Consider the following 12,830-nt stretch of genomic DNA (forward strand, 5'->3'; position numbering starts at 1 on the left):
TCTGTGGATCGTGCAAGGAAACGTCGGGATCCGGGCCTGGCCCCTTCTCCCGCAGGTGACCGGCCTCACATCATGGGCAACACCTACAACCGGCGGGGAGGCACGACAATGACGTCAACACAGCGCAGCAGCGACCCGGAGCCGCGGGCGAGATCCGTGGCGGGCAACGTGATTCGCGGATCGCTGGGCAATCTGATCGAGTGGTACGACTGGTACGCCTACGCGGCGTTCAGCATCTACTTCGCCAGCGTGTTCTTCCCGTCCGGGAATCCGACCGCGCAGCTGCTGAACACCGCGGGCATCTTCGCGGTCGGTTTCCTGGTCCGCCCGCTCGGCGGCTGGATGTTCGGCCGCTACGCCGACCGGTTCGGCCGTCGCGCGGCGCTGACCCTGTCGGTGACCCTGATGGGCGCCGGCTCGCTGGGCATCGCATTTCTGCCCGGATACGCGCAGATCGGGGCCCTTGCGCCGGTGCTGCTGGTGATCGCGCGGCTGCTGCAGGGACTGTCGCTCGGCGGCGAATACGGGACGTCGGCGACTTATCTCAGTGAGGTCGCCACGCCGCACCGGCGCGGCTTCTATTCGTCGTTCCAGTACGTGACGCTGACCAGCGGGCAGCTGCTGGCGCTCGGGGTGCAGATCATCCTTCAGCAGATGCTCACGCCCGAGCAGCTGCACTCGTGGGGCTGGCGCATCGCATTCGTGATCGGGGCCGCGGCAGCCGTCACCGTCATGTGGTTGCGCCGCACCATGGACGAATCGCCGAATTACGAACTGGCCGTGCGCGAGAACGCCGCAGGCGGTGAACGTGGCAGCCTGCGCGTGCTGCTGCAGTATCCGCGGGAATGCCTGACCGTAGTAGGCCTGACGCTGGGCGGCACCATCGCGTTCTACACCTTCACCACCTATATGCAGAAGTTCATGATCAACACCGCGGGCCTGCCGAAAGAGGAAGTCACCTGGATCAACTTCGTCGCCCTGTTGATCTTCGTGGCGCTGCAGCCACTGGTGGGCGCGCTGTCGGACCGCATCGGCCGCCGCCCGTTGCTCATCGCATTCGGGGTGGGCGCCACGCTGTGCACGGTTCCGCTGCTCACCGCGGTGGCCCATGTCGAATCGGCGTTGGCGGCATTCGGCCTGATGATGATCGGTCTGGTCATCGTGTCGGGATACACGTCGATCAATGCCGTGGTCAAAGCCGAACTGTTCCCCGCCCGCATCCGCGCGCTGGGCGTCGGCCTGCCCTACGCGCTCACGGTCGCGATCTTCGGCGGCACCACCGAATACGTGGCATTGGGGCTCAAGAACATTGGCCACGAGAACTGGTTCTTCGGCTATGTCGCCGCAGCCGCCTTGGTATCGCTGCTGGTGTACGTCTTCATGGGCGAGTCTTCGCGCCGGTCGCAGCTGGAACGGGAAACCCGCGAATTGAACGCCGGCATCGGCGAATCCGTCACGGTTTCGCCCACGGCTTCCTAGCATCAGCGTCATGCAAGTCCTGCTCGTCGAGGACGACGACGGTGTCGCGTCGGCGCTGGCCGAATTGCTCGGCCAGACCGGCGCGACCGTGGTGCGCGCCGGGCGCGGGGGCGATGCGCTCAACCGGGTCAAGGGTTGCGATCTGGTGCTGCTCGACCTTGGGCTCCCGGACATGGACGGCCTCGACGTGCTGCGCACGCTGCGGCGAGCATCGACGGTTCCCGTGATCATCATGACCGCCCGCGACGGCGACGGCGCGGTGGTGCTCGGGTTGCGTGCCGGCGCCGACGACTATCTGGTGAAACCCGTTCGAAAGGCTGTGCTGCTGGCCCGCATTCAGGCCGTCATGCGCCGGGTGCAACGGGTCGGCGGCCCCGCGCCATCACATGCCGAACCGGTCGTCGCCGGGCCGGTACGAATCGACCGCGACCGCAGGGAAGTCAGCGTGGCAGGCACGCCACAGTCCTTGACCAAGACCGAGTTCCAGATTCTGGCGACCCTGGCCGCGCAGCAGGGCGAGGCCGTCAGCCGTGAGGAACTCATGCTCGAGGTGTGGGGCACCGCGGTGGTCGGGCGGTCCAGGTCGCTAGACTTCTTCATCGGGCAGATCCGGGCCAAGCTCACCGGGCTGCCGCTACACACCGTGCGCGGCTTCGGTTTCCGGCTGGACAGCTAGATGGGCGTCCGGGTACGAGTCATTCTCGTTGTCCTGTCGCTGCTGGCGATCGCCGCACTGGCCGTGCCCCTGGCCCTGAGCCTGGCCGACCGGCGTTCGGCTGCGCTGGCCGCCGAACGGGGACGACAACTGGCCGCGCTGGCCGACGCGGCGGCGATGCCGAACGTTCCGCTGGACCGGCTCGTCGACCGCTACCACGACCTCTATGGGGAAGGTGTACTCGTCGTCGACGCGAACGGTCAGCCTCTCGCTGCGCGCGGACTCACCACTGCCGATCCGGAGGCCGCAACGGCGGTCGACCATGCCCTGGTCGACGCGCCTGCGTCGCACTGGGCCCCGATCATGCCGTGGAACCGACAGCATCGGCTGGACACCGCGGGCATCCGGCGCGACGGCGAACTCGTCGGCGCCGTGCTGATCGCCGTCGACACCTCCACTGCTGCACGCGATATCGGCATCGGCTGGTTGTGGGTCACGGCGGGGTGCCTGGCCCTGCTCGTGCTTGCGGCCCTGGTGGGTCGCGGCCTGACCCGCTGGGTGCTGCGTCCACTGAACGGCCTGGAACGCGCCGTCGCCGAGATGACCGAAGGCGTGTCCGGCCCACCTGCCGATGTCGCGGGTCCGCCTGAGCTGCGCCACTTCACCTCGGCGTTCAACACGATGGCCCAGGTGGTGCGGGCGTCATTGGACCGGCAGCGCCGCCTCATCGCCGACGCATCGCACCAGCTGCGCAATCCCCTTGCCGCCGTGCGGCTTCGCGCGGACAACCTGGAAGACTATGTGTCCGAGGAAGGGCGGCCGACCTACGGTTCGATGTCCGCGGAACTGGACCGCCTCGAAAACCTGCTGCAGCAGTTGGTGCGGCTGGCCCGGGCAGAGGAGGTCAGCGGCAGTCGTCGGGTGGGCCTGTCCACCACGGCCGAGGAGTCGACCGAACTTGCCGATGTGATCGATGAACGCCTGGCGTTCTGGCAACCCGTCGCCGACCGTCAGGATCAGCGTCTGACGCACTGCGATCCCCGCCCCGGGCTCGCCGTTCAGCTGGCCAGACACGATGTGGAGCAGCTGCTCGACGTCGCGATCGACAACGCGTTGCGCTACGCCGGGCCCGCCACCACGGTGACGGTGTCGGCGACACCGGCCGATCAGGCGGTCGACCTCACTGTCAGTGACGACGGTGTCGGATTGTCCGAGGACGACTTGGCAAGGGCCACTACCCGATTCTGGCGCGGGAGCGACGACCGGTCCGGCACCGGACTCGGCCTGGCGATCGCCGCCGAGATCGCGGCGGGCCACGGCGGGACGCTCACAGTGGACAAGGCCGGCGAAGGCGGTTTGCGCGTGTGCTTCGGGCTCCCGGTGGCAGGTTCGCGGGCATGACGGCGGCAATGACCAGGCGCGCCTTCGCGATCGGCGCCGCGAGCCTGCTGGCCGCGGGCTGCATGCGCAACGGACCGACTGCGCGCGTGCGGCTGGCCGCAGGCGAATCCGGCGGCCTCTACTTGGCGTTCGCCGAACTGCTGGCCGAACGTATGCACGCCCGCTACCCGCATCTGCAGGTCGACGTCATCGCCACCGAAGGCAGCGTCGACAACCTTGCCCGGCTACGCTCCGGCGAGGCCGATATGGGGCTCGCCCTGGCCGATGTCGCCGAACACGACCTGGCCGGCGGACCGCGTGACACCGCACCGCAGGCGCTGGCCCGGGTGTACGAGAACTACCTGCAGGTCGTGGTGCGGGATGCCGCTGCGGCGCAGCGACTTTCCGATCTCAAGGGCGGACGTGTCTCGATAGGACCCGGCGGCTCGGGCGCAGCGGCGACCAGCGTGGTGATGCTCGACGCGGCCGGTCTGCGAAACCGGGTGGCACTGGTGAACTATCGCCTACGCGACGGCCTGACCGGACTCGCGAACGGCGACCTGCAGGCCGTGGTGTGGTCCGGCGGCGTCCCGACACCCGCGATCACCGACCTCGATGCCCGGCAGCCACTGCGCATGCTCGACATCGGCAACCTCGCCACACCGATGACCGGGCTCTCGGGCTACCCGTACCTGCTGCGCAGCGTGCCCACCGGCACCTACGCCCCGCCGGGTCTCAAGACGATCGGTGTCCCGAACCTCCTGCTGATCGGTGACGCCGTCGCCGACGCCGTGGCGGCCGCAGCGGTGGACGTACTCGCCTCGGACGCAGCGCAATTGGTACCCGCGCATGTGCGTGGCCTGCAGTACCTGGCCCCGGCGACGATGATCCAGACCGGGCTGGTGCCGTTGCATCCCGGCGCGGCGCAGGCCTACCGCCGGCTGCACGGCTGACTGCTACCGTGCCGCCCGAGCCCGCGCCCGGCCACGCAACCGCGTCTGCGCGAATCCGATGACGTCGTAGTAGTGCGTGGGAGCGATGCGGGCCAGCGCGTCGAACACATAGGCGTCCGGCCCCACCAGGATTCGCGCCTTGCCCGCCTCGACACCCCGGTGGATGATCTCGGCAGCCTTGGCCGGCTGCGTCAAGGTGATCGCGGCGAACTCGTCGGCCATCTGAGTCTGGTTGCGGCCCCGGCCTTCCGGGTCCTTGCGGAACCGCGCGTTGCGCACAATGTTGGTGTTGATGCCGCCCGGATGCACGTTGACGGCCGACACTCCGGTGCCGCGCAGCTCCTGGCGCAACGCGTCGGTGAACCCGCGGACCGCGAATTTCGCCGAGCAGTATGCGCTCTGGCTCGGCATCCCGACCAGTCCGAACACGCTGGAGGTGTTGACGATCACGCCCTCGTCCTGCTTGGCCAGGATCGGCAGGAACGCCCGTGTCCCATTGACCACGCCGTGGAAGTTGATGTCCCACAGCCACTGGTCGTCCTCGGGCACGGCGTCGAGCACATTGGATGCGACCGCGACGCCGGCGTTGTTGAACACCGCGCCCAGCGGTTGCGGCGCCCAGTCGGCCACCTCGTCGGCGAACGCGCGCTGATCGGCGGCGTCGCGCACGTCGAGCACCCGGGTCAGCACCGGGCCGGGCAGGCTCGTCTCGGTCTCCTTGAGGCCCACCTCGTCGACGTCGGCGATCACGACCGGGCAGGAATGCGCCGAAAGCCGTTGGGCCAGGGCCCGACCGATTCCGGAGGCGGCTCCGGTGATGACGACCGTGCGGCCGCTGATGGTTCGACGCTTGCTCACAGATGCTCCTTGGTGTGTTTGGTGATGAGGTCCGCCAACTGGTTCCAGGCCCCACGTGGCAAGTCGTGGCCCATGCCGACGATGGTCTCCAGCCGTGCGCCCGGGATCGCCCTGGCGGTGGCCGCGCCCCCGGTGGGATGCACCATGCGGTCGCGGTCACCGTGGATCACCAGTGTCGGAACATCGATCTGCGCCAGTTCGGCGGTGCGGTCACCGGAGGCGAAGATGCCTGCGAGTTGGCGCGGCGTCCCCGCGGCCGACCGATCGCGATCCCAGTCGGCGCCTGCCTTCTCGCGCACCCACTCCTCGTCGAAAGGGAACCCGTGCGATCCGATGTGCCGGAAAATCTTGACCGCGGCGTCGACCGCCTCGGCGCGGGTGCGGGCGGGGCGCCGGGTGGCCATCCGAAACCAGGTCGACGGCGCAGGCCTGCCGATGCGGGCAGCGCCGGTGTTCGACATGATCGAGGTCAGGGTCCGCACCCGGCCCGGGTAGTGTGCGGTGACGGTCTGGGCGATCATGCCGCCCATTGACACGCCGACCAGGTGCACGTCCGAAAAGCCAAGGGCATCAAGCAGACCCACGGTGTCACGCGCCATGTCGCCGAGGTGGTACTGCTTCGGATCGTTGCCGCCCCTGATGATGGCCACGGGGCCCGGCGGCCGGAATGACATGTGGGTGGACCGCCCGACGTCGCGATTGTCGAAGCGTGTCACGTGGTAACCCCGCGCGACCAGCTCGGCGACCAAACCGTCCGGCCAGGAGTGCAACTGCTGCCCCAACCCGGCGATCAACACGATCGGCGGGTCGGCAGGGTCGCCGAACTGCTCGTAGCACAAGGAGATTCCTCGACCGACGTCGACGATGTGCTGCTCGGTCATGCCGACACCTGCTCGGCCACCGCAGGCGCATGCACCACCGGCGTTCGGGGATACACCACAGCCCGCCCGCCGTCACCGGGCGCGATCGCCACGCCGCGGGAATGCCGCCGCTCCCCCGCGGAATAGGTTGTGCCGAACTCGAATTCCCGCAGCAGCGTGGCCAGCGTCACGTTCATCTCCATGTTGGCGAAGGCGGCGCCGATGCACCGCCGGATCCCGCCGCCATACGGGATCCAGGTGTAGGTGTCCGGCGTGGCGCCCAGGAACCGGTCAGGGTCGAACGTTGCCGGGTCGGAGAAGTTGCGCTCCGATTCGTGCGATGCCGCGATACCCACGATGACCGTCGTCCCTTCGGGAATCACCCACTCCCCCAGCTTGATCCGATCCTGCGTCGTACGCACGGTGGCCTCGATGACGGGCCGGGTGCGCTGCACCTCCCAGATGGTGGCCTGCCGCAGCTCCGAACCGCCTGCGTCGGCTTCCGCGGTCAGCCGTGACAGCAACCGGGGGTGCCGGCGGAGCCGTTCGAGGGTCCAGGCCAGCGTGGTGGCTGTGGTCTCATGGCCCGCCGTCAGCAGGGTCAGCAGTTCGTCGGCGACGTGACTGTCGGTGATCGCCGAACCGTCCTCGTAGCGAGCGTGCAGCATCAGCGCCAGGACGTCGTTGCGGTCGGCGAAATTCGGGTCCGACCGGGCTTCGGCGATCAGATCGGCGATGATCTCGTTGTAGCGGCGCCGGGACCGCTCCACCCGCCCCCACGGACTCCACGGGCCGAGGTCGCGGCGCAGCCGTGGCGGCATCACCACCATGCGCGACGCCAGCGGCACCATCGGCGGAAGCAATTCACGCAGCTCGTCGAGCGCCGCGCCGCGGGCCCCGAACACGGCACGCAGGATCGCGTTGAGCGTGATCCGCATCATCGGCTCCAACGTCTCGAACTCGATGCCGGTGGGCCAGCCGGCGATCTCGCGGCGCACCTCCTCCTCGACGATGGCCTCGTAGCCGCCCATTCGCTTGCCGTGGAAGGCCGGTACCAGCAGCTTGCGGCGTTGCAGATGGGCCGGGCCGTCAAGGCTGAACGTCGAGCCGGGGCCCAGCACCGCCCCGAGATTCGATGCGCGGTGCACCAAGTCCCCGCTGGTGGTGAACAGGTCCTTGACCAGGGCCCGGTCGCTGAGCACCACGGTTCTGCCGAAAATGGGCAGGTCGATGGTGTAGGCGCCGTCATATCGGCGGCCCAGGACGGTGATCACCCGGTGCCTCAAGGCCAGGAAGGCCATACCGAGAGCGATCTTCGGGATCCGTGGACCCGGCGGCAAGCGCACCGGGTCGGTCGTTGCTTCCGCCATGCCGAACCTCCTTGGTACTGCGAAGTACCGATTACGGTACGCGTCGGTACCGGGTCCGGCAAGGGACTGGGACCCATCCACCGCGCGGAGACGCGGGGAGCTAGCGGGCCGGCAACTTCAGGGCCAGCTCGCGGGCGGCCGCGGTCAGCTCGGGAACCATCGCGACGAGGTCGTCGCGCAACAGCCGAAATGACGGGCCGGCCACCGAGATCGAGGCGATCGCCGTGCCGTCGGCGCCGAGCACCGGAACCCCCACCGCTCCGATGCCCTGTTCGTGCTCTTCGTCGGCGACGGCGTAACCGCCGGCGTGCACGCGGGCGATCTCCGCGGCGAACGCGTCCCGATCGGTGATGGTGTTGGGCCCGAGCTTGGGCAGCTCCAACGTCGCCACCAACTCTGCAGATTGCGCGCGCGGCGCATACGCGACCAGCACCTTGCCCATGGCCGTGCAATGCAGGGGTCCCCGGGTGCCCGGCTCACCGATCACATTGATCTGACGCGGTCCGTGGATGTGGTGCAGATACAACTGGTTGGTGCCGTCGAGCACCGACATCAGCGTCGACTCCCGGGTCTGCGCAGCAAGCCGCCGCAGCACCGGAAGCGCCACCCCGTCGTAACCGCGTGCCTCTGATACACGTTGAGCCAGGGCAAAAACGGTCAGGCCGACGCGGTACCGCTTGGACTGCTCGTCGCATTCGACATAGCCTTCGCGGGCCAGCGTGGCGACCAGGCGGTGCACCGTGGAGAGCGGAAAGCCCGTCTCGCGGGCCAGTTCGGTCAACGTCCGGCCGTCGAGCGGACCGGCCCCGATCGCCCGCATCACGCACAGCGCTTTGCCCACCATGTCGGTGCGGCTGACGGGTTGATCGTTCGCGGCACTGGTCACGCCGCAACTCTAGCTCAGAGCTTCCGCAATATGGAAGTGCCATCCGTATTTTGGAAGACATACTTGACGTGGGTCGCAGCAATCTGCCACTGTGTTCTATGTTATGGAAGCTACTTCCATATAGCGGAAGACATTACGGAAGGAGCCCGCGGTGGCCGAAACCTCCAGCACGCCCGCCTCCAGCGGAGCGGTCATCGGCACACAGCGCTGGTCGCGGCTGCTGCCGATCGTGTTCATCACCTACTCCCTGGCGTACCTCGATCGCTCGAACTTCTCCGTCGGCATCGCCGGCGGCATGAAGGAAGACCTGGCAATCTCCAGCGGCATCTCGGCGCTCATCGGAGCCGCGTTCTTCTTGGGCTACTTCCTGTTCCAGATCCCCGGCGCGATCTACGCCGAGCGCCGCAGCGTCAAGAACCTGATCTTCTGGTCGCTGATCCTGTGGGGTGTGCTCGCCACCGTGCAGGGCCTGTTGCACAGCGCGGCGCTGCTGATCATGGTGCGCTTCCTGATCGGTGTCGTCGAGGCCGCGGTCCTGCCCGCAATGGTGATCTTCCTGTCGCACTGGTTCACCAAAGCCGAACGCGGACGGGCCAATACGTATCTGATCCTCGGCAATCCGGTGACCGTCCTGTGGCTCACGGCGGTCTCGGGCTATCTGATCGAGGCGACGTCGTGGCGCGGCATGTTCATCCTGGAAGGTCTGCCCGCGATCCTGTGGGCCTTCGTCTTCCGCAAGCTCGTACAAGACCGCCCCGGACAGGCCACCTGGCTCGGCGCCACCGAGAAGCGCACCCTGCTGGAAACCCTCGACGCCGAACAGCGCGGGTTCCAGACGTCGACGGGCAGCTATCTGCATGCCCTCCGTTCGCGCAACGTGGTGCTGCTGAGCATCCAATACTTCCTGTGGAGCCTCGGCATCTACGGTTTCGTGTTCTGGCTGCCCTCGATCGTCAAGCACGGCACCGGGCAGGGCATCGGTTCGACGGGCCTGATCGCCGCGGTCCCGTACGCCTTCGCCGTGGTGGCCATGCTGCTCAATGGCCGGATCTCGGACAAGACCGGACGCCGGGCCCGCTGCGTGTGGCCGTGGCTGCTGATCGGCGGGCTCGCGTTCTACGGCTCCTACGTTGCCGGGGACCACTTCTGGGTGGCCTTCGCGCTCCTGGTGGTCGCGGGTGCGTGCATGTATGCCCCGTACGGCCCGTACTTCGCGCACATCCCGGAACTGCTCCCCCGTGATCAGGCCGCGCCCTCGATCGCGCTGGTCAACTCGCTGGGCGCGGTCGGCGGATTCGCGGGCAGCTATCTGGTCGGCTGGCTCAACGGGCTCACCAACTCCACCGACGCCTCGTTCCTGCTGATGGCGACCTGCCTGCTGGTTGCTGCGGGCATCATCTTCCTGGTCAAGGCGCCGAAGCCGACGGCGGCCGCGACCAACCATCGGATTGCCGCATGACGGCCCGCAGAATCGCCCGCATCGCCCATCCCGGCGGTATCCACCACGCCACGGTCGAGCCCGACGGCTACGCGCTGATCGATGATCCGTTCACAAAGCGCTTGCGCCACAACGGAACCGTGGTGCCGACGCGTGATGCTCGGCTTCTCGCCCCGGTCACGCCGCGCACCGTGGTCGGCATGGCACACAACACCGGGCCAGCCGACCGGCAGCTGCCCCCGCAGGCATTCCTCAAGCCGGCCACCACCGTCGCCGGACCCGGTGCGCCGATCCCGCTGCCGACCGGGATCGGCCGGGTCGATGCCGAGGCCGAGCTGGCGGTCGTGATCGGCTGCCGCGCAACGCGACTGACCTTGTCCAACGCTGCAGAGCACATCCTCGGCCTCACGGTCGCCAACGACGTCACCGCTCGCGATCTGCAGAAGAGCGACCCACTGTGGTTCGCCGCCAAGGGTTTTGACGGCTGGACACCGCTCGGTCCGTGGATCGCCACCGGCCTCGCCCCGGACGATCTGTCGATCAGCCTGCAGGTGGACGGCGTCGACCTGCAGGCCGCAGGCACCGCCGAGCTGGCCCGCTCGGTGCTCGAATGCCTGGTCTACGTCACCAGCGTGCTGACGCTGCACCCCGGCGACGTCGTGCTGACAGGAGCACCCGGCGGCACCGGACCCATCACCGCGGGATCGACGGTCACCGCCACCGTCGCCGGGGTGGGCGAACTTCACAACCCGGTCTGCGCGGCCGAGGACCAGCGGGAGGTGGCCTGATGAACCTCGACGCGGTGACCTTCGGCGAGATGATGGGCATGTTCATGGCCACCTCACCCGGCCCGTTGCACCGGGTGCGCGGCTACGAGCTGGCACTGGCCGGCGCGGAAGCCAACGTCGCAACCGGACTGGCCAGACTCGGACACCGGGTCGGCTGGGTCGGTCGGGTCGGCGCCGACCCCATCGGCCAGTTCGCCGTCGAACAACTCGCCGCCGAAGGCGTCGACGTGTCGCTGGTCGGCGTCGACGCCACCGCACCCACGGGATCCCAGCTCAAAAGCCTGGCCCAGGGCGGTGATCCGGAGGTGGTGTACTTCCGGAAGAATTCGGCGGGCAGCCGGTTGGCGCCGAGCGCGGCCGCCGACGTCTACCTGTCCGGCGCCCGGCACCTGCACCTCACCGGCATTCCGCTGGCCCTCTCGGAAACCACCCGCGCGTTCGCGTTCCACGCCGTCGACGTGGCCCGCAAGGCCGGGGCCACCATCTCGTTCGACCCCAATCTGCGTCCGGCACTGTGGGATTCGCCTTCCGAGATGACAGCGGTGATCAACGACATGGCCCGCCGGTGCGACTGGGTCATGCCGGGGCTGGCCGAAGGGGCGCTGCTCACCGGTGCCGCGACCGCCGGCGGAGTGGCCGACCATTATCTGCGGCAGGGTGTTTCGCGCGTGGTGATCAAGGACGGAAGCCGCGGATCGGCCATCCACACCCACGACGGCGTGTGGCGTCGCCCCGTATTCCCGGTCACCGTGGTCGACACCGTCGGCGCCGGTGACGGTTTCGCGGCCGGGTTGATCAGCGCCCACCTCGACGGTCTGGGGCCCGAAGCAGCACTGGCGCGAGCCAGCGCCGTCGGCGCGTTGGCCACCACCTCCCCCGGCGACAAGGACGGCTTGCCGACCCGCACCGCGCTCGAGGCGTTTCTCGCCGCCGCCCGCCCACACTGCGAACCCGACCGACGAAAAGGAACCGTTTGCGCATGAAACTGCAGATAGCCCTGGACCGCATGCCCGCCGCGACAGCGCTCGACGTCGCCGCCGCGGTGGCACCGCACGTCGACTGGATCGAAGTCGGCACCTCAATGATCAAGCGTGAGGGCGCGGCGTATCTGACCGCCGTGGCCGATGCCGCCGGTGACACCCCCGTGCTGGCCGATCTCAAGACCGCCGATGACGCGCGTTGGGAACTGACGATGGCCTACGACGCCGGCGCCCGGTCGGCGACCGTGCTGGGCCTGGCGCCCGCCACCACCATCGACACCGCTGTGCAGGTCGCCCGCGAGCGTGGCCGTGAACTCGTCGTCGACCTGATGGGTCTCGACGCCGCCGCACGTGCTGCATTGGCCGACCGGTTGCCCTCCGACGTCGTGCTGGCCGCGCACGTCAGCAAGGACGCACAAGGCGACGGCGGAAGTCCGCTCGCGCAGTTGGGTCCATGGGCCGACGGCCGCAGGATCGCCGTGGCGGGTGGTCTCGGGGTCGCCGACATGCCTGTGTTGGCGGGCACCGACATCCGCGTGATCGTGGGTTCGGCGGTCACCTCCAGCCCCGATCCGCTGGCCGCCGTGCAGGCACTGCGCGCGGCAGCCGGGGCGGAGGTGCTGCGATGAGCAGCGCGGAACTCGTCTCGACGATCCTCGGCGAAATCCGGGGCGTGCTGGACGCTTTCGACTACGCCCCGCTCGACGCCATCGCCGACGAACTCAACTCCGCCGGCCATGTCGTGGTGGCCGGCGAGGGCCGCTCGGGCTTCATGGCCAAGGCGTTTGCCATGCGGCTCATGCATCTGGGCCTGCCGGTCCACGTCGTCGGCGAGACCACCACACCTGCCCTGGGCAGCGCAGACCTGCTCGTCGCGGTATCCGGATCAGGCACCACTGCGAGCACCGTGCGCACGGCAGAGCAGGCCAACAAAGTCGGCGGCCGGGTGATCGCGGTGACCACCGACCCCGACTCGCCGTTGGCGGCCGCCGCCGCGACGGTCGTGCACGTCCCCGCCGCCACGAAATACCGCAAACCCGGTGAGGCGGCGACCATCCAGCCGCTGTCGAGCCTCTTCGACCAGGTCTGCCACATCGTGTTCGACGCGGTGTGTCTGCGGCTGGCGATGTTGCGTGAGGTGGACAACGCGGCGGCCCGGGCCGCTCACGCCAACACCGAGTAG

The 12,830-nt window shown here is 68.6% G+C and carries 13 protein-coding genes; 9 read left to right on the forward strand and 4 right to left on the reverse strand.

Translation table 11 applies throughout. The features are described 5' to 3' along the window. Positions 1-108 precede the first annotated feature (108 nt). The 4 genes from BTO20_RS30295 to BTO20_RS30310 are packed head-to-tail and all read left to right on the forward strand — an operon-like array spanning position 109 to position 4,467. Positions 109-1,479 (forward strand): MFS transporter, encoded by a 1,371-nt coding sequence (locus tag BTO20_RS30295; protein WP_087082896.1) that lies wholly within the window; start codon positions 109-111, stop codon positions 1,477-1,479. A 10-nt stretch (positions 1,480-1,489) separates the two neighbouring features. Then, entirely contained in the window at positions 1,490-2,155 is a 666-nt protein-coding gene (locus tag BTO20_RS30300) for a response regulator transcription factor (RefSeq protein ID WP_087079578.1), read from the forward strand. Continuing rightward, entirely contained in the window at positions 2,156-3,535 is a 1,380-nt protein-coding gene (locus tag BTO20_RS30305) for a sensor histidine kinase (protein WP_087079579.1), read from the forward strand. Further along, positions 3,532-4,467 (forward strand): TAXI family TRAP transporter solute-binding subunit, encoded by a 936-nt coding sequence (locus tag BTO20_RS30310; RefSeq protein ID WP_087079580.1) that lies wholly within the window; start codon positions 3,532-3,534, stop codon positions 4,465-4,467. The genes BTO20_RS30305 and BTO20_RS30310 overlap by 4 nt, the downstream gene beginning before the upstream one ends. Before the next feature lie 3 nt (positions 4,468-4,470). On the opposite strand, the gene BTO20_RS30315 is transcribed toward BTO20_RS30310, so the two are convergent. The 4 genes from BTO20_RS30315 to BTO20_RS30330 all read right to left on the reverse strand — a co-directional run bounded on the left by BTO20_RS30315 (position 4,471) and on the right by BTO20_RS30330 (position 8,441). Beyond that, on the reverse strand, positions 4,471-5,325 hold the full coding sequence (locus tag BTO20_RS30315; protein ID WP_087079581.1) for an SDR family NAD(P)-dependent oxidoreductase: 855 nt from the start codon (positions 5,323-5,325) through the stop codon (positions 4,471-4,473). Then, a complete protein-coding gene (locus tag BTO20_RS30320; RefSeq protein ID WP_087079582.1) occupies positions 5,322-6,206 on the reverse strand; it encodes an alpha/beta fold hydrolase in 885 nt (294 codons plus the stop codon). Before BTO20_RS30320 ends, BTO20_RS30315 begins: the two co-directional genes overlap by 4 nt. Beyond that, the gene (locus tag BTO20_RS30325; protein ID WP_087079583.1) at positions 6,203-7,555 is read right to left on the reverse strand and encodes a cytochrome P450; all 1,353 of its coding nucleotides are present in this window, start codon (positions 7,553-7,555) and stop codon (positions 6,203-6,205) included. The genes BTO20_RS30320 and BTO20_RS30325 overlap by 4 nt, the downstream gene beginning before the upstream one ends. 100 nt (positions 7,556-7,655) lie before the next feature. Continuing rightward, positions 7,656-8,441: an IclR family transcriptional regulator gene (locus BTO20_RS30330; RefSeq protein ID WP_232490899.1), complete on the reverse strand. Its 786-nt coding sequence runs from the start codon at positions 8,439-8,441 to the stop codon at positions 7,656-7,658. A 151-nt stretch (positions 8,442-8,592) separates the two neighbouring features. On the opposite strand from BTO20_RS30330, the gene BTO20_RS30335 reads away from it, so the two are divergent. From BTO20_RS30335 to hxlB, 5 genes are read left to right on the forward strand one after another with little or no spacing between them, the layout of a single operon-like run. Then, the gene (locus BTO20_RS30335; protein WP_087079584.1) at positions 8,593-9,900 is read left to right on the forward strand and encodes an MFS transporter; all 1,308 of its coding nucleotides are present in this window, start codon (positions 8,593-8,595) and stop codon (positions 9,898-9,900) included. After that, positions 9,897-10,667, forward strand: a complete 771-nt coding sequence (locus BTO20_RS30340; protein ID WP_087079585.1) for a fumarylacetoacetate hydrolase family protein — start codon at positions 9,897-9,899, stop codon at positions 10,665-10,667. The genes BTO20_RS30335 and BTO20_RS30340 overlap by 4 nt, the downstream gene beginning before the upstream one ends. Then, a complete protein-coding gene (locus BTO20_RS30345) occupies positions 10,667-11,650 on the forward strand; it encodes a sugar kinase (protein WP_087079586.1) in 984 nt (327 codons plus the stop codon). Before BTO20_RS30340 ends, BTO20_RS30345 begins: the two co-directional genes overlap by 1 nt. Further along, on the forward strand, positions 11,647-12,276 hold the full coding sequence (locus tag BTO20_RS30350) for an orotidine 5'-phosphate decarboxylase / HUMPS family protein (protein WP_087079587.1): 630 nt from the start codon (positions 11,647-11,649) through the stop codon (positions 12,274-12,276). Before BTO20_RS30345 ends, BTO20_RS30350 begins: the two co-directional genes overlap by 4 nt. Beyond that, positions 12,273-12,830, forward strand: a complete 558-nt coding sequence (gene hxlB / locus BTO20_RS30355) for a 6-phospho-3-hexuloisomerase (protein WP_087079588.1) — start codon at positions 12,273-12,275, stop codon at positions 12,828-12,830. The genes BTO20_RS30350 and hxlB overlap by 4 nt, the downstream gene beginning before the upstream one ends.

This window comes from Mycobacterium dioxanotrophicus (genome assembly GCF_002157835.1).
Taxonomy (GTDB): Bacteria; Actinomycetota; Actinomycetes; order Mycobacteriales; family Mycobacteriaceae; genus Mycobacterium; species Mycobacterium dioxanotrophicus.

Bases quoted from the DNA above. Each gene is read 5' to 3' on its own strand.
- hxlB (WP_087079588.1), top strand. From the start codon at position 12,273: ATGAGCAGCGCGGAACTCGTCTCGACGATCCTCGGCGAAATCCGGGGC.
- BTO20_RS30325 (WP_087079583.1), bottom strand. From the start codon at position 7,555: ATGGCGGAAGCAACGACCGACCCGGTGCGCTTGCCGCCGGGTCCACGG.
- BTO20_RS30340 (WP_087079585.1), top strand. From the start codon at position 9,897: ATGACGGCCCGCAGAATCGCCCGCATCGCCCATCCCGGCGGTATCCAC.
- BTO20_RS30345 (WP_087079586.1), top strand. From the start codon at position 10,667: ATGAACCTCGACGCGGTGACCTTCGGCGAGATGATGGGCATGTTCATG.
- BTO20_RS30300 (WP_087079578.1), top strand. From the start codon at position 1,490: ATGCAAGTCCTGCTCGTCGAGGACGACGACGGTGTCGCGTCGGCGCTG.
- BTO20_RS30305 (WP_087079579.1), top strand. From the start codon at position 2,156: ATGGGCGTCCGGGTACGAGTCATTCTCGTTGTCCTGTCGCTGCTGGCG.
- BTO20_RS30310 (WP_087079580.1), top strand. From the start codon at position 3,532: ATGACGGCGGCAATGACCAGGCGCGCCTTCGCGATCGGCGCCGCGAGC.
- BTO20_RS30350 (WP_087079587.1), top strand. From the start codon at position 11,647: ATGAAACTGCAGATAGCCCTGGACCGCATGCCCGCCGCGACAGCGCTC.
- BTO20_RS30320 (WP_087079582.1), bottom strand. From the start codon at position 6,206: ATGACCGAGCAGCACATCGTCGACGTCGGTCGAGGAATCTCCTTGTGC.
- BTO20_RS30295 (WP_087082896.1), top strand. From the start codon at position 109: ATGACGTCAACACAGCGCAGCAGCGACCCGGAGCCGCGGGCGAGATCC.